The following is an 18065-nucleotide window of genomic DNA, read 5'->3' as shown; positions in this document are numbered from 1 at the left end:
ACAATTCCAATTGGCAACACGGTATTATCAAGCCCATATCCTACTCACCCCTAGTCAGCATGAATCAAGGCGGTACCAGTTTTTCGCCACGGCGTGACGCCGTGATTTTGATTGTTGATGATGCGCCGGACAACCTCTCGGTCCTGCGCAAGTTGATGGTCGAGCAGGGTTACCAAACTTACGTCGCCAACTCCGGCGAACGTGCGCTGGAAATTGCGCGCCGCGTGCACCCTCACCTGATCCTGCTGGACGTCATCATGCCCGGCATGGACGGCTTCGAGACTTGCCGCCACCTGAAATCCCACCCGGCCACGGAAGACATCCCGGTGCTGTTCATGAGCGCCCGCAACGAGCAGGAAGACGTGGTCACCGGCTTCGAGCTGGGCGCCGTCGACTACATCGGCAAGCCGCTGCGCATGGCCGAAGTGTGCGCGCGCGTGCGCACGCAGCTGCAGATCCGCTTCGCCACCGAGACGCAGCAGGAGCAGTCGGAACGCCTGCGCACCATCGTGAACAATATGGCGGAAGGCTTGCTGATCATCGAAGCCGACGGCCGCATCCAGTTCACCAACCCGGCCTGCGACCAGTACCTGGGATATATGTCGCACGAGCTGGCGGGCAAGTCGATTTCCGACTTGCTCAATCCACTGGTGGCCGACGAATACCTCGAATACTTTGCGCGCTACGCCGCCAATCCGGAAGCGGCGCACAGCCACGGCACGCGCGAAGTGATCATCCGCCACCGCACCGGCAAGTCGGTGTGCATGGACCTGACGCTGACGCCTATGTTCCTGCGCCAGCCCTTGTTCATCGGCCTGCTGCACGACATCACCCATCACAAGCTGTCGGAAGACGCTTTGCAGCGCGCGGCCATGATCGACCCGCTGACGAAGATCGCCAACCGCCGCCACTTCGACTCCTTCCTCGAGAAGGAATGGCAGCGCGCCATGCGCACCGGCGCCCCGCTGTCGCTGGTGGTGCTGGACGTCGACCACTTCAAGCTATACAACGACACGCTGGGCCACGCGCAGGGCGACGTCTGCCTGCAGCAGGTAGCGCAGGCGATCAGCGCGCATGCATTGCGCGTGACCGACCTGGCCGCGCGCTACGGCGGCGAAGAGTTCGTGCTGTTGTTTGCCGAGACCGATGCCGACGCAGCCTTCCAGATGGCCGAATCGATCCGAACGCATGTGGAATCGCTGCACATCCCGCATCCGCGTTCCGCGACATCGCCCCACATCACCGTCAGCATCGGCGCAGCGACGCTGTGTCCGACGCCGACGGACAATATCGAATCACTGTTCGTCGCCGCCGACCGCGCCATGTACGCAGCCAAGGAAGACGGCCGCAACCAGGTACGCGCCACCCGCCCGCCCACCACCGCCATCGAAGCAGCCCGCGCCGCCCTCGCCAAACGCTAACTTGAAAGTCGGGGTCAGCTCTGGCAATCGGACATTTGCCTGCGGCAAATGTCCGATTGCCAGAGCTGACCCCGACTTTCTTTTTTAAAGCTTTTCTGGATAGCCGGTGATTGCGGCGATTTCGGCGTACATCGGCTGCAGGCGTTTGTACATCTTCAGGTAGACGCGGTGGTAGAGCTGGTCGTAAGTCTTGCGGTGCGCGGGGTCGGGCTGGAATACCCGGCCTTTGCGCGTCATGGCGTTGATCGCGGCGTGGAAGTCTTTGTGCAAGCCGAGGCCGGCCGCGATGGCGATGGCGGCGCCCAGGCCGCTGGTTTCGTACACGTGCGCGCGCGCTGCGGGCAGGCCGAAGATGTCGGCTGTGAGCTGCATGGCAGCGTCGCTTTGCGAGCCGCCGCCGGCGACCCGTAATTCCGTGATCCTGGTGCCGCTGCGCTTTTCGATGCGTTCGCGGCCTTCGCGCAAGGCGTAGGCCAGGCCTTCGAGGATGGCGCGGTACATGTGGGCTCGGGTGTGCACGTCGCCAAATCCGATCATGGCGCCTTTCGCTTCCGGTCCCGGCACCTTGATGCCCGGGCTCCAGTAAGGCTGCAGCATCAGGCCCATCGAACCGGGCGGCACTTCGTTCACCAGGCGGTCGAACAGCGCTTCCGGCGGCATGCCCTGCTCCACCGCGGCCGATTGCTCGAGGTGGCCGAACTGCTCCTTGAACCAGTTGACCATCCAGTAGCCGCGGAAGATCTGCACTTCGGTACTGTACGCGCCGGGTATGGCCGCCGGGTATGGCGGTATGAAGGGCGTGACTTCGACGTACTTGCTGGTGGTGGTGTTGATGGTGGCGGTGGTGCCGTAACTGAGGCAGCCGATGTGCGGCTCCAGGCCGCCGGCGCCGATCACTTCGCAAGCCTTGTCAGCGGCCGCGGCCACCAGCGGCACGCCTTGCGGGATGCCGGTGGCGGCTGCGGCGGACGCGTTGATCGCGCCAATCACTTCGCCAGGCTGCAGCAGCTCGGGCAACTGGTCGGGACGCACGGCCAGCGCCTGCCATTTCCAGTCGCGCGCTCCGGCCCAGGCGTGGCGCTTGTAATCGAACGGCATGTAGGCGACCTGCGAGCCGATGGAGTCGGCAAAGCGGCCGCTCAGGCAGTGATTCAGGTAGCCGGACAGCAGCAGGAATTTGTGCGTGCGCTCCCACAGGCCGGGCTGGTGGGCCTTGATCCAGTTGACTTCCGCTTCGCGGCGGAAGTAGTCGATGGTGCCGTCCACGCCGGCCAGCTTGAAGGCGGCGCTCCATAAAGGACCAATCGGCGGCACCTGTTCGGTGCGGCGCTGGTCGAGCCAGGTGATGGCGGCGCGCAGCGGCTTGCCGTCGCTGTCGACGGCGACCACGGTGCCGCGCTGGGTGGTGACGGCGACGCCGGCAATGGCGCTGCGCGGGATGTCGGTGACGGTCCACAGGCGCTGGCAGGCGGCGCACACGGCGTCCCAATAGCCTTCGGCCTTGTGCTCGGCCCAGCCTGGTTGCTCGGAGTAGTAGGCCGGCTGCAGGTGCACCTGCGTCTTGGCGACCAGGTTGCCCTGCAGGTCGAACAGCAGCGCGCGCACGCTTTGCGTGCCGTTGTCGATGGAAAGAAGGTATTGGCTCATTCGCGTGCTTTCGGCAAGCTGTAGTTTGATCGGCATAATGCCAGATATGCCGCTTCTTCGGCAGCCCAGCGCTGGTCGTCCCAGCCCAGTTCCGGCTGGCAGATGGCGCGCACGCGGCCCAGCACAGCCGTCCCGCCGTTGGCCAGCTGGATGCCGAGCCGGCTGCGGCGCAGCATCAGGTCTTCCAGGTGCTGCACGGCTTCGTGGCGAGCGGCCCAGCGCAATTGCGCCCAGGCCGTTTCGGTGCCGGGGACTTCTTCGAGCTCGCCTTGCTGCGCGGCGGCGACCAGTGCTTCGGCTTGGGCGCCGTAGCGGCCCTGCATGCGCCTGGCCTGGCCAGGGGAGCATTGCCGCAGCTTGGCGGCGCCGGGCGGCGCCGCGAAAATCGCCTGCGGCGCGAGGTCCGCCTGCCAGTGCGGCAGTTGCGGCGCGGCGTGGCGCAGCACGTCGAGCGCGATGGCGCGGAAGGTGGTGAGCTTGCCGCCGGTGACGGTCAGCAGGCCGTCCTGCTGCCACAGCACGTGGTCGCGCGCTTCTTTCGATGGATCGGCCTTGCCCGTGTCGATCACCGGACGCACGCCGGCATATGTGGCCAGCACGTCGGCTTCGGTAATGGCCAGCGTCGGGAACTGGTCGTGCAGGGCTGCCATCAGGTAGTCCGTTTCCGCCTGCGTGATGGCCGCTTCCTGTTGCAGGTCGGTGCGGTGGTCGACGTCGGTGGTGCCGACAATCGTGACGCCTTCCCACGGGAAGGCAAATACGGGGCGGCCGTCGTGCGGGTGCATCAGGCTGATCGCCTGCGCCAGCGGAAGGCGCCAGGCGGGAAGCACCAGGTGGCTGCCGCGCAGGGGCCGCAAGCGTGCGGCGGGCTTGTCATGGAGGCGGTCGGCCCAGGCGCCGGTGGCGTTGACGACCAGATTCGCGCGCACTTCATGCGTAGCGCCGCTTACCGCGCAGCGCACCCGTGCACCGCGCACCGGGCCGGGCGCTCCGCCCGCCAGCGATTGCACCGCGCAGTAGTTGAGCGCAACCCCGCCGTGCGACTGCGCCTCCTGCAGCACGCGCATGACCAGGCGCGCATCGTCGGTCCGGGCATCCTGGTAACAGATGCCGCCCTGTAGGCCTTCCTTGCGGATATGCGGCGCCATCGCCAGGAATTCCTGCGCGCCGAAATAGTGGCGGGCGCGCTGCCCGGCCATGCGGTCATAGATGGCCAGTCCAAGCAGGAAGGCGCGGCGCCCCGGTTTGCGGCCAACGTAGTCGCCGAAAGCGAAGCCCAGCGGCTCGACCAGTCCCGGCGCATCGCGCAACAGCGCGTCGCGTTCATGCACGGATTCGCGCGTCAGCGCAAATTGCCCTTCCTTCAGGTAGCGCAAGCCGCCGTGAACCAGCTTGGACGAGCGGCTCGACGTGCCCCAGGCGAAGTCGCGCTGCTCGACCAGCAAGGCCCGCAAACCGCGCCGCGACGCTTCGAGCAGGATGCCGGCGCCGGTAATGCCGCCGCCGATCACCAGCAGGTCCCACTCCTGCGCCAGCAAGCCGGCCACCTGCGCGCGGCCACCGGGCATCCAGTGCGGCGCGCCGTGCGCACCGGCGTGGCTTGCGGCCGGCTTCATGCTGCCTGCCCCGCCGGCAGCAGCTTGCCGGGATTCATGATGCCCTGCGGATCAAAGTGGGAGAACAGCGCCTGCATGGCGGCGATGCCGGCCGCGCCCTTTTCCGCCGCCAGGTAGGGCGCGTGGTCGCTGCCTACGCCGTGCTGGTGGCTGATGGTGCCGCCGTTGTCGACAATGGCCATGCTGACCGCGTGCTTGAGCGCACGCCAGCGCGCCATGTCCGTCTCGAAGTCGCCGCCCAGGCGGTACACAAAAGTCGTATACACGCTGGCACCCTGCGCGTACAGGTGGGACAGGTGGGTATAGGTGTGGACCTTTTCGCCCAGGCTGCCCAGCGCACCGGTCGCTGCCTCTTCAACAGCGTGCATCATCTGTGAAACGCGCGGCCAGTCGACCGCCGTTTCCACCGTATCGATCACATAACCCTGCTTCCATGCCGCATTGCGCAGGTAGACATTGCGGAAGCGCCCTTCCTTCCACTTGTCGCCCATGCGGCGGCCGACGTGCACGCCGCTGAAGCCGCGGCAGGTGGCGATGGCGCTGCGCAAGGCTGCGCGGGCTTGCGCGCGCGGGCCGCTGGCGCCGACCATCAGCATGCACTTGCCGTCGCTGCAGCCGCGCAGTGTCAACCAGCCTTCCAGCAGGCCGATCAGGCGCTTGTGGCCGGCCAGCGCCAGCATGGTGACGGTTTCCAGCGGATTCGACAGGCGCAACATCGACAGGCCGCCGCGCGCCTGTGCCAGCGCGCGCACGGCGGCTTCGGCACGCTGCCAGTCAGGGAAGAAGATCGCATGGAAGGCTTCGTACTCCGGCACCGCGCTGATACGCACGGTGGCCTCGGTCAGGATGCCCATGCGGCCCTCGGAGCCGAGCACCATTTCGCGCAGGTCGGTCCCGGCTGCGGAAGCAGGGAAAGTCTGGATGTCCAGGCGCCCTTGCGGCGTCTCCACCACGCCGCCCGCGAACATCTGCTCGATACGGCCGTAGCGCAGCGATTGCTGGCCTGACGAGCGGGTGACAACCCAGCCGCCCAGCGTGGAATACTCAAACGATTGCGGGAAGTGGCCCAGCATGTAGCCGTGCGCCCGCAGTTGCGCCTCCAGGTCCGGGCCCAGCACGCCGGCGCCGAAGGTGGCGAGCTGCGATTGCTTGTCCAGGTGGTGCAGGCGCCCCATGCGCGTCATGTTCACCGCCAGCACCGGCCTGTCGCCGTCCGGCGCGGTCAGGTGGCCGGCCACGCTGGTGCCGCCCCCTTGCGGGATCAGCGAGACACCGTTCTGCCGCGCATAGTCGATCAGCTCGCGCACCTGCTGCGAGCTTTCCGGATACGCCACGCCATCCGGTGCGCTGCCGATGCGGCCGTAGCGCAGCTTCAGCCAGTCCGGCAGGCTTTGGCCTAGCGCATTGCGCAGGCGGGTCGCCGGCGCCGTGTCGACCAGGGGGTGCGCCGCGAGGCGCGATTCGGCAAGCGCAGCGCAGGCCGCGTCAAAGCTGGCATCCTGCACCGGCTTGCCCGGGCCAATGCGGCTGGCCAGGAATGCCAGCGCGTCATCATGCAGCGGATACTCGACTGTCTCCTCGCCCCAACCGTTCCATCGTTTCATTTGCAATCCCTTGTTATACTTTGCTCAATAAACTTTAATCCATCGCCACCCGCAAGTCTTGCTTTTTCATGCCAGCCGAATTGTTCGATCATGCCAAGCTTGCCCGTGTAGCGGGCTCCTACCTGCAACCCATGCTGGAAGCGGCGGCCGTACGCGGGGTGACGGCGCAAGCGCTGGAACTGGCCGCCGGCCTGCCCGCCGGAACCCTGGAGCCGCTGCCGGAGGCGCTGCCGGCCGACATGTATGTGAAACTGCTCGATATCGCCGCCGAACTTGCCGGTGACCCGCATTTCGGCCTGCACGTGGGGGAGCGTGTCAAACTGGGCACGTACACGGTGTATGGCCTGGTCCTGCTAAGCTGCCGCGATTTCGGCCATGCCTTCGAGCAGACCATGCGCTATGAGCAGTTGGCGCACGACCTGGGGCGCTCCACGCTGCAAATCCATGGCGGCCTGGCCGACTACACCTGGCACTCGAACTACCCGGCGCAGCACCGCCACCTGGCCGACAGCGTGTTCGCCGGCATCCGCGTGTTCGGCAACTGGCTGGCCGGCACCACGCTGCCGCCGGCCGAACTGTCGCTGATGCACGATGGCGGCGCCCCGGCCGGCCACGCCGAATACATGCGGGTGTTCGGCGCCCTGCCCCGCTTCAATGCTATGTCCAATGTGGCGCAATTCGAGGCGTCGCTGCTGTCATGGCCGGTGCCGAATGCTGACGTGAGCCTGTACCCGGTGTTGCAGCAACATGCGGAGCAGCTTCTCAAACAGCGCGCAGCATCGCCGAACACCGGGATCATGGCGCAGGTGCATCAAGCCATCGTGCGCCGGCTGTCGCAAGGCCAGGTACGGGTCGCCAGCGTCGCACAAGACCTGGGACTGGCGCCACGCACCCTGCAGCGCAAGCTGGCCGATGCCGGCTCCAGTTTCCAGCAGGTGTTGGACGAGGCACGCTTTGCGTTGGCGCGCGATTACCTGCGCCAGCCCGGCCTGTCGCTGGTCGATATCGCTTTCCTGCTTGGCTACCAGGAGCAAAGCGCGTTCACCCATGCCTTCCGCGAATGGTCAGGCATGAATCCAGGGGCGTGGCGCGCGGCGGGCCGCTAGATTTCCGTGCCGCGCACGCGGATGAAGGGGCCGATGCAGCTTGCCATATCGCGCCGCTGGCACATCAGGAACATATTGTTCGAAGGGTGGAATACGATGAAGGACTGGATGACGTGGCCGACCAGGGTGATCTCGCCGGTGCAATCCTTCTTGCCGTTGTCTTTCACGATCTTGTCGTTGGACTGGTAGAAACCGTCGCCGTCGGGCTGGTCGTCGATCTCGAATTCCGATTCCGCAATCTCAGCAGCGCTGGTGATCAGGGCCGAGCCGTCGGCGCGGATACGGTACATCTCATGGCAGGATCCATCGGGCAGTTCGAAACGCCAGGTGCCGACGATGGGGTGATCGTTGCGCAAGGGGCCAGCCAGCGTATTCTGGGCAACCAGCAAGGCTGCAGCGAACAACAGGATTGGTTTCATGGCTGCCCCCGGGCGGAGTGTTTGGAATCAGTATATCCCTGTTGGACTATTTGTACCTTCCTGTTGCTGCACCGCGCGCGGCCTTCACTTTTCCGACACTTCCTTCAACTGCGCCAGGCCCTGTTCAAAGTCCTTGCCGATCATCTTGTCCATATTGAAGAACACGCCCATCACCTTCGTCACGAACGGGCTCGGGCCGGTCATGGTCCAGGTCACGACAGTGGTTTCGCCTTGCGGCTGCAGTGCGAATTCGGCGCGGTTGGAGGAGGCAAAAGGCTTGATGAAATCGAGCTTGATGGCAAGCTGCGTGGGCGCCTGGTTGTCGACGATTTCCATGCGGCCCTGTCCCACTTCGCCATTCCCGCTCCAGGCATACACCGCGCCTTTGCCGCTTGCCGCCCCCTCGAAAGTGCGCTGCATGTCCGGGTCTTTTTTCTCCCATGGCGACCAGGCCGTCCATTGATGGAAGTCGTTCAGGTAGGCCATGACTTTGGCCGGCGGCGCCTTGACCACGGTGCTGCGCTGCACCTTGAAGCTGTCCGGCTGCATCATTGCCAGGCCGAGAATCAGAACGACCACCAGGATCAAGCCCATCGAAATTTTTTTCAACATGCAGCCTCCATTGTCAATATTGGTAGGCTTGCAAGCCTATCACAGGGTGCGCGGCCGCAATAGCACCGGCAAGGCGCTTGGCGTCATGGTGAAGGTGAATATCTCCTCGGCCGGAGGCGCGCCGGGCACCGTCTCGATAGTGAAGCAACGCGCCACCATCGACACCAGCATGCGGATTTCGCTCATCGCCAGGTAACGACCGGGGCAGAAACGCGGCCCGCCGCCAAACGGCAGCATCTTGCGCGCGGGGTCGTTGAATTTTTCCTTCATGGCGGGGTCGAGCCAGCGTTCGGGCCGGAACTCGGCGCCATCCGGCAACGGCACTTCGTGCTCGAAGGCATGGCGCAGCAGCATGAAGGCCACGGTGCCGGCCGGTACCTGCACGCCGTCCAGCGCCACGTCGTGCACGGCTTCGGCACCCAGGATCGGCGCCACGGGCTTGAGACGCATGGCTTCCTGCACGCAGGCGTCGAGATAAGGCATCTGCGCGGGATTGGCCGAGGCATCGGCTTCTTCGGCCAGCCGCGCAGCGGCTTGCGGGTTGCACGACAACAGGTGAAGCAGCCAGGCGATGGTGTTGGCCGTCGTGTCTTCGCCGGCGAACACCATGATGATCGCGTTGGCCCGCACCATCTCGTCGCTGATGCCGGAACCGGGAATATCCGCCGCCGCCAGCATCGCTTCCAGCAAATTGGACGGCTTGTCGTGCAGGACCGGGTTGGCAGCCATGCGCCCCCGCGCATCTGCAACGAAGCCATCGACCGCGGCGCGAATCCGCAATCCCGCCGCCTCCGTGGCATGGTCTGCCGGCAGCTTGATGGTGCGCCAGTATGGCACCGGCGCCACCAGGCGGCGCGCCACCTGGGTGAACACGAATTCGATATCCTGCTGCAGCGGATTATCCTCGTGCTGCAGCATGTCCTGGTCCTGCCCCATCGCCATGCCGATCGCGACGTCGAGCGCGAAGGCCTTCAGGTCGCGCAGCAGGCGTTGCGGCTGCCCTGCTTCGGCCGCTGCCTGCCAGCGCGCGCGCAGTCGTTCGGACATGGCCGAGAGCTTGGGATGGAAGCGGTTGATGACCTCCGGCGTGAGGGCATGCATCACCAGCTTGCGCTGGCGGCGCCACTCCTCGCCCTCGGCCGCAAACACGCCCACCGCCGCCGCTTCCTCGAGGATGCTGGCGACGCGCCGCGAACGCCGCCATTGGTCGGGGCGGTCGTGCAGGATCTGCGCGATATCGGCATGCCGGCTGGTGACCACGAAGCGACGGTCCATCAGCCGCATGCGGTAAATCGGGCCGTACTCGCGCGCCCACTGTTCCAGCTTCTGGTGGAAATGGGCCGTATCGATTCCAACATTCCCTACCAGCGGCAAGCCGGCGGGGCCAGGCAGGTGTTCCATGCTGCACCTCTTTTAGAAACCACACTCCCGCAAATAGTCGATGAACAGCCGCAGCCTGGCCGGCGTGAAATGGCGCGAAGGCCGCACCGCAAACAGGCCGAAAGGCTCCGGACTGGCGTCGGGCAGCAATTGCACCAGGCGGCCGTCGGCCAGCGCCGGCGCCAGCACGAATTCCGGCAGAAGCACAAGGCCCATGCCCTGGATCGCGCATTCGGCCAGCGCTTCCGCATTATTGGCCGCCAGCGGCACGTTCAGGTCGAGCTGCCCGCCCGGTTCGCCGATCAGGCGGCCCCATTCTTCACGCACGCTGAGCAGACTGTAATTTAACACCGAGTGGCCACGCAGTCCCGCCAAGGTCCGCGGCTTGCCGGCACGCCGCAGGTAGCCGGGCGACGCGGCAAACACGCGGCCGACTGTACCGATGCGCGTGGCCACCAGCGAGGAATCGCGCAGGAAGCCGATCCGCAGCGCGAGGTCGATCGATTCCGCATGCAGGTCGGTGGTACGGTCTTCCAGCAGCAACTGCACTTTCAGGTCGGGATGGCGCTGCATGAAGGCCGGCAGCACCGGCGCCACTTTCTGGATACCGAAGCTGAGCGGCGCGGCAACGCGCAGCATGCCGCTGGCGCTGTCCTGGCCCTGGCGCACGCGGTCATGCGCCTCGTCCAGCAGCTGAAACACGGCCTGCGCATCGGCATGGAAGGCGCGACCGGCATCGGTGATGTCGTTGCGGCGCGTGGTGCGGGTGATCAGTTGGCTCCCAAGTGCAGCCTCCAGCGTGGCGATGCGGCGGCTGATGGCGGCAGTGCTGACTGCAAGCTGTTCGGCCGCCCGCACAAAACTGCCGCTTTCCACCACGGTGATGAAGGCGCGCAGGTCGGTCAGGTCATATTGTTCCATTTTGCGTAAATATCATTTGCACATTTACCAGTTTATTACGCAACCCGGATTTATTAAAGTTCACTCCATCGCAACCCCCACAACAAGGAGCACACTGTGAACTTCAAATCCCTGATCAAAGCAGCACTGCCAGTCATCCTCGCATTCAGCGCCAGTGCGCACGCCGCGCCACCAGCCAAACAACTGCTCACGCCAACGAACCACACCCTGGTACTGATCGACCACCAGCCGCAAATGGCTTTCGCGACGCGTTCCATCGACATCGCAGAACTGCGCAACAACGTGACCGGCCTGGCCAAGGCAGCCAAGACCTTCAAGGTGCCAACCATCCTTACCACCGTCGCCGCCAAGTCCTTCAGCGGTCCGATCTTCCCTGAACTGCAAGCGGTGTTTCCTGGGCAGGCGCCGATCGACCGCACCAGCATGAACACCTGGGAAGACCAGCGCGTGGTCGATGAGGTCCAGAAGAACGGCCACAAAAAGGTGGTGATGGCGGCGCTGTGGACCGAGGTATGCCTGGTGCAGCCGGTGCTGTCCGCCATCGACCAGGGCTACGAGGTGTACATCGTGACCGACGCTTCGGGTGGCGTCAGCAAGGAAGCCCATGACATGGCCGTACAGCGTATGGTGCAAGCAGGCGCCCATCCCGTGACCTGGCTGCAGTACATATTGGAACTGCAGCGCGACTGGGCCCGCGGCGAGACCTACGCTCCCGTCATGAAGATCGCCTCTGAACACGGCGGCGGTTATGGCCTGGGCATCGTCTACGCCAAGGAAATGTTCAACGCCAAGGAAGGCAGGAAGTAAGCATGCGCCTGGCAAGCGCCCTGCTGGCAGCTTTTGGGCTGCTGGCAGCTTCCACGGCTGCTGCGCAAACCACAGGCCGCACAGTGTACGAGTCCGTCTGCATTGCCTGCCATGCCAGCGAAAACGTGATGGTCAGTTCGCCGAAACTTGGCGACCAGAAGGAGTGGCGTGAGCGCATGGCGCGCGCAGGAGGCCTGGACGGCCTGGTGCGCAATGCTGTGCAAGGGGTGGGTGCGATGCCGGCCCGCGGCGGCAAGCCGGAGCTCAACGCCGAACAGCTCAGGGCCGCGATCCGCTACATGATGCAGGCGGATTGATCCGGCTCCATTCGCACCAGCCGCCGTCGTAGACGCTGATGCGCTCCCAATCCATCAACCAGGCATAGAAAAATGCCAGCGAAGCCCGCCAGCCGGTACCGCAGTAGAAAGCGGTACGCTGGCCGGGCTCAATCCCCGCCTGGCGCCATAGGGCACTGATTTCCGCCGTATGTCTCATCGTTCCGTCAGCGTGCTGGTATTCACTCATGCTGTGCACATCGCCATCCTTGCCGGCCCGGCCCCAAAGCGCGCCGGGGATATCACCGCGCGCATCGATATAACTGTAGCCGGAGGTGGCGCCGACGTGCTCCTGCCAGGTGCGGATGCTGACCAGGGCGCCGTCCGGCTGTTGCAACAGCTCGCGCGCCTGCGCGGTGTCGATCAGGAAGTCGGGCCGCGCCGGGAATTGCGCCCCAAAGCTTGCCGCGGCCCGGGGCAAGGGGCCGGCGCCCCGTTCCAGCGCATGACCGGCACGCTGCCAGCCTTCAAAGCCGCCATCGAGCAGGCGCACGTCGGCTACGCCGGCGTACAGCATGAGGTGGGCGGCGCGGGCGGCGGCCAGCGAGCTGCGGCCGTACAGGATCACGGTGGTGTCATGGCAGATACCGTTTTCCAGCAGCAGCGCCAGCAAGGCATCGTCGGACACCTTGTTCCATAGCGGCTGCCGCTCAAGGCGGTTGGTATCGATGTAGCCGGCGCCCGGAATATGGCCGGACTGGTAGGAGGCGAGGCTGTCGCAGCCTACTTCAAACAGGCGCCACGCCCCGCCCGGCGCTGCGAGTACGGGCACGCCTTCAAGCAGGCGCGCCAGCCAGGCAGGCGATGGGAGCTGGCGCCAGCGCGCCAGGTCGGGACGGAAACCATGCATTTAAAACAATTCAAGAATGTCGCTCAATCCGCGAGTTTAGCAGCTTCGGCGGAGGCCTCCGGCTTTGCGTCCGCCTTGGTTTCCGGTTTGTTTTCGGCCGGGTGCATCACCACCTGCACATAATTGTTGAAGTCGAAATAGCGCCTGGCCGCTGCCTGCACGTCCGCCACCGTCAGGCTGGCGATCATTTCGTTCTGGCGCAGCAGCAGCTTGGGGTCGATCCCGTTGACCAGCGCTTGCTGCAGGTTGACGATCCACCAGCCGTTTTCACGCAGGGCCTTGCGGTAGTTGCTGGTCCAGTTCTCCTTGACCTTGGCCAGGTCGGCCTCCTCCGGCCCCTTCTCCTGCAGCTTGCGCACTTCGGCAAAGGTGGCTTCGATCGCCTTGTCAACGTTTTCAGGCGCGGTCGGCAAGCCGACATTGACGAAGTAGCTGGCGTAAGGGTGGCGCGCCATGCCGCCCGAGATGTTCGCGGTATAGACCAGGCCACGCTGTTCACGCAAGGCTTCGGTTGCCTTGATCTGCATGATCTCGACCAGCGCGCGCAGGCGCAATTGCTCGACTTCGTTGTAATTGGCTGCGCCTGTGAAGGAGATGCTGACCTGGCTCTTTTGCTCGCGGCCCCGGCGCACTTCCTTCTTCACCACGCCGCGCACGGGGCGCATATGGCGGTCCTTGTACTCGGTAGCGATTTTCGCCGCCGGCAGGCCGCCCAGGTAGGTCGCGACCAGCGGTTTGATTTTCGCCAGCTCAAAGCTGCCGACCAGGAAGAAAGTCATGCCATAGGCGCTGGACATGCGCTCTTTCTGCAGCGCCATCACACGGTCCAGGCGGATGCCGTCCAGTTCCTCCGGTCGCGGCGTCAGGCCGATACGGGGATGGTTGCCGTACATGGTGGTGCGCACGGTATCCGTCAACACCGCCTCGGGGCGAGCCTGCGCGTTGCGCGCCTGCTCCTGCTGCTTGTCGATGAAGATGTCGAACAGCGCCTGGTCGCGGCGCGGCTGCGTCATTTGCAGATAGGCCAGCTGCAGCATGGTTTCCACGTCGCCGCTGCTGGAGCCGCCGCCGTAACCTTCCGCCACGCCGCCGAGGGCAAAGGCCGAACGCACACTGCGGCCGGCCAGGATCTTCTGCAGTTCCAGCGGCGTATAACCGTTGACGCCCATGCTGGCCAGGATGGCCGTGGCATAGCGTGCATTGACGATGTCGCCCTCTTCCGCCAGCGACTGCCCGCCGAAACGGGTAGACGTCATCAGCACCTGGTCGTTCTTGAAATCGGTCGGCTTCAGCACGACCTTCACGCCGTTCGACAGCAGCAGCTCGGTGGTGCCCAGCAGCTTGTCGGCCGTTTCCTTGACGATGCGGCCGGCCTTGGGCGGCTGCGCCATCAGGCTGGCAGCCAGCGCCTTTTCCTGGTGCGCCGACACGGTGGCCTTTTCGGCTTCCTCCACGGTGGCCAGCATCTGCGCCGCCTGCGGCACCACGGTGCCCGACTTGTCGTTGCCCATGAAGATGACAAGCTTCTTCTGGCCGACCGGGATCGCGCTGCGCACCTGGGCGTTGACCTCCTCCAGCGTTACGCCCGGCAGCAAGTCCTTGTAATAGCCGTATTCGTTCTCGATGCCCGGCATCGATTCGCCATCGAGGAAATGACGGGTGAACTCGCTCACATAGGTCGAGGAATCGGACTTGTCACGCTCGTTGTACAGGTTTTCCATGAAGCGCATCATGTTCTTCTTGGCGCGCTCCAGCTCCGCCGCGCTGAAGCCAAGCTGGCGGGCGCGTTCGCCCTCCTCCACCACGGCGCGGATGGCCGGCAACGCGCCGGCCTTGCCCACCACGGCGCTCGATACGAACGCCTGGTAGCCGTGCACCGCCTTGGACATATTGCTATAGCCTTGCAGGAAAGGCGGATTGGATTGCTGCGACAGTTCGGCGATGCGCTGGCTCAGCATGGCGGCCGACAGCAATTCCACCATGCGGGTGCGGTATTCGCCGACTGTCTTCGACTCCGTGCGCTCCATGAAGGGGTAGCGGATCGTCACCAGGTTGGACGGCGCTTCGCGGTCGGTCACCACGATGGCTTCCGACTTCTTGCGCTCCGGGATTGGCGGATAAATGCGCTGGCGCGGTTTGGCCGGATTGACCAGCTTCGAGAAATGGCTGATAACCAGGCGCTCCGCCTCGCTCGGATCGACGTCGCCCACTACGATCACCGCCATGAGATCCGGGCGGTACCAGTCCTTATAGAAGCGCCGGATCGCGTCCGGCTTGAAGGACTTCAGTACCTCCTCCTTGCCGATCGGCAGCCGGCGCGCATACAGCGAACCGTTGAAGATATTCGGCAGCAGCACCTTGTTCATGCGGTCGGTCGCGCCTTTCCCCAGGCGCAGTTCTTCCAGCACGATGCCGCGCTCGCTTTCGACGTCGGCATCGTTGAACGTCACACCCTGCGCCCAGTCTTCCAGTACCAACAGGCCCTTGTCCAGGTTTTCCTTTTTCTCGACCGGAATCGGCAGCATATACACCGTTTCGTCAAAGCTGGTGTAGGCATTCAGGTCGGCGCCGAATTTCACGCCCACCGACTGCAGCCAGGAAATCAGTTCGTGGCGCTTGAAATGGGCGGAACCGTTGAAGGCCATGTGCTCGGTAAAGTGGGCCAGGCCAAGCTGGTCCTCGTCTTCCAGCACCGAACCCGCCTTCACCACCAGGCGCAGTTCCACGCGCTTTTCCGGGCGCCGGTTCTGCTGGATATAGTAAGTCAGGCCGTTCGCCAGCTTGCCGGTCTTGATCTGGGGATCAAGCGGCAGCGGCGTATTGGGATCGGGCGCGGCGGAAGTCACAAAAGTGCAGCACACCAGGGTCGCTGCCAGCAGCAGTTTTAGTAGTTTCATAACATAGTACGATACACCATAGGTCATCCTTAGTGCTAGTATGCCGAAATGAACGCTCACCGCTCTGCAATCGCATGGCTGACCAGTTGGTGGCAGCTACTGCAGTTCGCCGCACTGCTGCTGACGCGCGCCATGGCGCCCTCCAGCTACCGGCGCGATAACCGGCGCATGCTGTCCGAGCAGATCGTCGTCGCCACCACCGTCAACCTGGCCTGGTTTTCCGTGCTCTGCGCGCTGATCAGCCTTGTCATCATCCGCATCGTAGTGGTCACCTCGGCCAGCTACGGCCTGTCGCGCTATGCGCTGGAAATGGTGGTGCGGGTGCTGGTGCTGGAACTGGTGCCGTTGACCGCGGCGCTGTTTGTGGCGCTGCGCACCACCCTTCCCGCCGGCGTCGAATTCGCGCAGCAAAGGCTGACCGGCCAGGCACCGGATGCCCGCGCCGCACTACGCACCCAGTTCTATCCGCGCGCCGCCGCCGGCGTGTTTGCGGTGTGGATGCTGGCTGCCGTCAGCTGCCTGGTGACCCTGGTGCTGACCTACCTGGTGATGTATGGCTTCACGCCATGGGCCTTGCCCGGTTATACGCGCGTGGTGGGGCAGATCTTCAATCCGGCCGTTTGCCTGATCCTGGTGCTGAAGGTGGTATTTTTCAGCCTTGCCGTATCTGTGATCCCGCTGGCTTCTTCCTACTACACCGGTGCTTCCAGCCCGCTGCGGCGCATCGGCGTGGCGCACGGACTGGCCGACATGGTGCGCATGTTCTCCGTGATCCTGCTGGTGGAAGCGGCATCCCTGATGGGTAATTATTATTGACGATATGAGCGAAACGACTCCCCCTGTTTCCGGCCCCGAAACGGCGCCGATCCACAACGCGGAAGCCAAGGCGGTGGCCCTGCTGGTGCTGCTGGTTGGCCTGGTGCTGGGTGCGATCATTTACCTGATGTACGCGCGCGGCGCTTTCGAGCCGACGCAAAGGCTGGTGTTGACCGCCGACGATTCCGAAGGCGTGACGGTCGGCATGGACGTCACCTTCGCCGGCTTCCCGATCGGCCGTGTGCAGCGCATCGAACTGGCGCAGGACGGCAAGGCGCGCATCCTGGTCGACGTGCCGAGCAAGGACGCGCACTGGCTGCGCACCACCAGTATCTTCACGCTGGAAAAGAGCCTGGTGGGCGGCGCCAAGCTGCGCGCATTCACCGGTATCCCGGCCGATCCGCCCCTGCCCCCCAACGCCGAACGCGCGCTGCTGGTGGGCGATATGGCGGCCGAAATTCCGCGCCTGCTGCAATCGGCCAAGGATTTGCTGAACAACCTGGCGGCGTTGACGGCGGAAGAATCCGCCCTCGGCAGCAGCCTGCGCAATGTGCAAGGCGTGACCGAGAAACTGAATGGCCCCGGCGGCGCACTCGGCGTGCTGGCAGGCGAAGACCAGAAAGCGCGCGAGCTGCTGCGCAATGCCAATTCGCTGGTGGTCAAGGCCGATAGCCTGGTGGGCAATGCCGACAGGCGCGTGTTCGGCGACAAAGGCCTGGCCAACGATACGCAGGCGGCGGTGCAGCAGTTGAATGCGCTGCTGGCAGATGCGCGCAATTCGCTGAAGAAGCTCGATGCGGTGCTGGTGGAAGCGCAGGCCGTCGGCGCCAACACGCGCGAGGCAACGCAGGATCTGAGCTCCCTGCGCGCAGAAGTCGACGCCAACCTGCGCAAGGTCGAACAGATGATCAATGAGCTGAACCGCAAATGGCCGTTCAAGCGCAGCGAACCGGAGATCAAGCTTCCATGAGAATGAGCACATTCGCCGCGGCACTGGCTGCCGTTTTGGTGACCGCATGCAGCAGCGGGCCGCGCGTACCGGACTGGCAGTTGAACGCCGCCGTCGCGAGCGAGCGCGCCACTTCGGCCTACATGGAAGGCAAGACAGCCGTCGCCGAGCGCGAATTCGGGCTGGCGCGCAACCAGGTCGGCAGCACCGCGCAGCCCGCGCTGGCGATCCGGATCGAGTTGCTGCGTTGCGCGGTGCAGGTGGCGGCGCTGGCGTTCGAGGAATGTTCCGGCTTTACGCCGCTGCTGCCGGACGCTTCGGCGGCCGACCAGGCCTATGCGCGCTACCTGGCCGGACGCGCCGCGCCATCCGATGCCGCCCTGTTGCCCGAGCCGCAACGCGCGGTTGCCGCAGCGGCAAGCGACGCCGCTGCCGCTTCTGCCGCGGCGGCCATCGGCGACCCGCTATCGCGCATGGTTGCCGCCGGCGCCCTGATGCGCGCCAACCGCGCCACGCCGGAACTGGTGACAACGGCCATCAATACTGCCTCGGCACAAGGCTGGCGCCGGGCGGTGCTGGCGTGGCTGAACGTCCAGCTCCAGAGGGCCGAACAAGCCGGCGACAGCGCCGAAGCCGAGCGCCTGCGCCGCCGCATCAAGCTCGCCACTACCCCATAACAGCCGAG

General features: G+C 64.8%; 16 protein-coding genes. 7 read left to right on the top strand and 9 right to left on the bottom strand.

The window, feature by feature from the left end:
- Window positions 1–59: 59 nt before the first annotated feature.
- Entirely contained in the window at window positions 60–1421 is a 1362-nt protein-coding gene (locus BM269_RS10805; protein ID WP_090437038.1) for a diguanylate cyclase domain-containing protein, read from the top strand.
- Window positions 1422–1505: 84 nt separating this feature from the next.
- Here the strand turns inward: BM269_RS10805 and BM269_RS10800 are convergent, their stop codons facing one another.
- From BM269_RS10800 to BM269_RS10790, 3 genes are read right to left on the bottom strand one after another with little or no spacing between them, the layout of a single operon-like run.
- On the bottom strand, window positions 1506–3068 hold the full coding sequence (locus BM269_RS10800; protein ID WP_090437037.1) for an FGGY-family carbohydrate kinase: 1563 nt from the start codon (window positions 3066–3068) through the stop codon (window positions 1506–1508).
- Window positions 3065–4684, bottom strand: coding sequence for a glycerol-3-phosphate dehydrogenase/oxidase (locus BM269_RS10795; RefSeq protein WP_373994387.1), 1620 nt, complete (start codon window positions 4682–4684; stop codon window positions 3065–3067). Before BM269_RS10795 ends, BM269_RS10800 begins: the two co-directional genes overlap by 4 nt.
- A complete protein-coding gene (locus tag BM269_RS10790) occupies window positions 4681–6288 on the bottom strand; it encodes an FAD-binding oxidoreductase (RefSeq protein WP_090437036.1) in 1608 nt (535 codons plus the stop codon). The genes BM269_RS10795 and BM269_RS10790 overlap by 4 nt, the downstream gene beginning before the upstream one ends.
- 68 nt (window positions 6289–6356) lie before the next feature.
- Between BM269_RS10790 and BM269_RS10785 the strand changes: the two genes are divergently transcribed.
- Window positions 6357–7394: an AraC family transcriptional regulator gene (locus BM269_RS10785; RefSeq protein ID WP_090437035.1), complete on the top strand. Its 1038-nt coding sequence runs from the start codon at window positions 6357–6359 to the stop codon at window positions 7392–7394.
- On the opposite strand, the gene BM269_RS10780 is transcribed toward BM269_RS10785, so the two are convergent.
- The 4 genes from BM269_RS10780 to BM269_RS10765 all read right to left on the bottom strand — a co-directional run bounded on the left by BM269_RS10780 (window position 7391) and on the right by BM269_RS10765 (window position 10726).
- Entirely contained in the window at window positions 7391–7813 is a 423-nt protein-coding gene (locus tag BM269_RS10780; protein ID WP_229204591.1) for a hypothetical protein, read from the bottom strand. The genes BM269_RS10785 and BM269_RS10780 overlap by 4 nt on opposite strands.
- 84 nt (window positions 7814–7897) lie before the next feature.
- Window positions 7898–8425, bottom strand: a complete 528-nt coding sequence (locus BM269_RS10775; RefSeq protein ID WP_090437034.1) for an SRPBCC family protein — start codon at window positions 8423–8425, stop codon at window positions 7898–7900.
- Window positions 8426–8464: 39 nt separating this feature from the next.
- Window positions 8465–9826 (bottom strand): cytochrome P450, encoded by a 1362-nt coding sequence (locus BM269_RS10770; RefSeq protein WP_090437033.1) that lies wholly within the window; start codon window positions 9824–9826, stop codon window positions 8465–8467.
- A 12-nt stretch (window positions 9827–9838) separates the two neighbouring features.
- Complete coding sequence (locus tag BM269_RS10765; protein WP_090437032.1) at window positions 9839–10726, bottom strand: LysR family transcriptional regulator; 888 nt, start codon at window positions 10724–10726, stop codon at window positions 9839–9841.
- A 135-nt stretch (window positions 10727–10861) separates the two neighbouring features.
- On the opposite strand from BM269_RS10765, the gene BM269_RS10760 reads away from it, so the two are divergent.
- Together BM269_RS10760 and BM269_RS10755 are read left to right on the top strand one after the other, a co-directional pair.
- Window positions 10862–11533 carry a hydrolase gene (locus tag BM269_RS10760; RefSeq protein ID WP_229204612.1) on the top strand — a complete coding sequence of 224 codons (672 nt, stop codon included), beginning with the start codon at window positions 10862–10864 and terminating at the stop codon, window positions 11531–11533.
- A gap of 2 nt (window positions 11534–11535) precedes the next feature.
- The gene (locus BM269_RS10755; protein WP_090437031.1) at window positions 11536–11850 is read left to right on the top strand and encodes a c-type cytochrome; all 315 of its coding nucleotides are present in this window, start codon (window positions 11536–11538) and stop codon (window positions 11848–11850) included.
- Here the strand turns inward: BM269_RS10755 and BM269_RS10750 are convergent.
- Window positions 11813–12718 carry a sulfurtransferase gene (locus BM269_RS10750; RefSeq protein WP_090437030.1) on the bottom strand — a complete coding sequence of 302 codons (906 nt, stop codon included), beginning with the start codon at window positions 12716–12718 and terminating at the stop codon, window positions 11813–11815. The two genes, BM269_RS10755 and BM269_RS10750, sit on opposite strands and share 38 nt — an antisense overlap.
- 23 nt (window positions 12719–12741) lie before the next feature.
- On the bottom strand, window positions 12742–15615 hold the full coding sequence (locus BM269_RS10745) for a M16 family metallopeptidase (protein ID WP_090437029.1): 2874 nt from the start codon (window positions 15613–15615) through the stop codon (window positions 12742–12744).
- Between the two features lie 48 nt (window positions 15616–15663).
- On the opposite strand from BM269_RS10745, the gene BM269_RS10740 reads away from it, so the two are divergent.
- The 3 genes from BM269_RS10740 to BM269_RS10730 are packed head-to-tail and all read left to right on the top strand — an operon-like array spanning window position 15664 to window position 18057.
- The gene (locus tag BM269_RS10740; protein ID WP_090437028.1) at window positions 15664–16431 is read left to right on the top strand and encodes an ABC transporter permease; all 768 of its coding nucleotides are present in this window, start codon (window positions 15664–15666) and stop codon (window positions 16429–16431) included.
- Window positions 16432–16435: 4 nt separating this feature from the next.
- Entirely contained in the window at window positions 16436–17401 is a 966-nt protein-coding gene (locus BM269_RS10735; RefSeq protein ID WP_090437027.1) for an MlaD family protein, read from the top strand.
- Between the two features lie 2 nt (window positions 17402–17403).
- On the top strand, window positions 17404–18057 hold the full coding sequence (locus BM269_RS10730; RefSeq protein WP_229204590.1) for a hypothetical protein: 654 nt from the start codon (window positions 17404–17406) through the stop codon (window positions 18055–18057).
- The last annotated feature ends 8 nt before the right edge of the window (window positions 18058–18065 follow it).

It is taken from the genome of Duganella sp. CF458 (assembly GCF_900113115.1).
In the GTDB taxonomy this organism is placed as follows: Bacteria; Pseudomonadota; Gammaproteobacteria; order Burkholderiales; family Burkholderiaceae_D; genus Rugamonas.
Note: the sequence above shows the minus strand (reverse complement) of the source record. Positions and strands in the feature narration are given on the sequence as shown.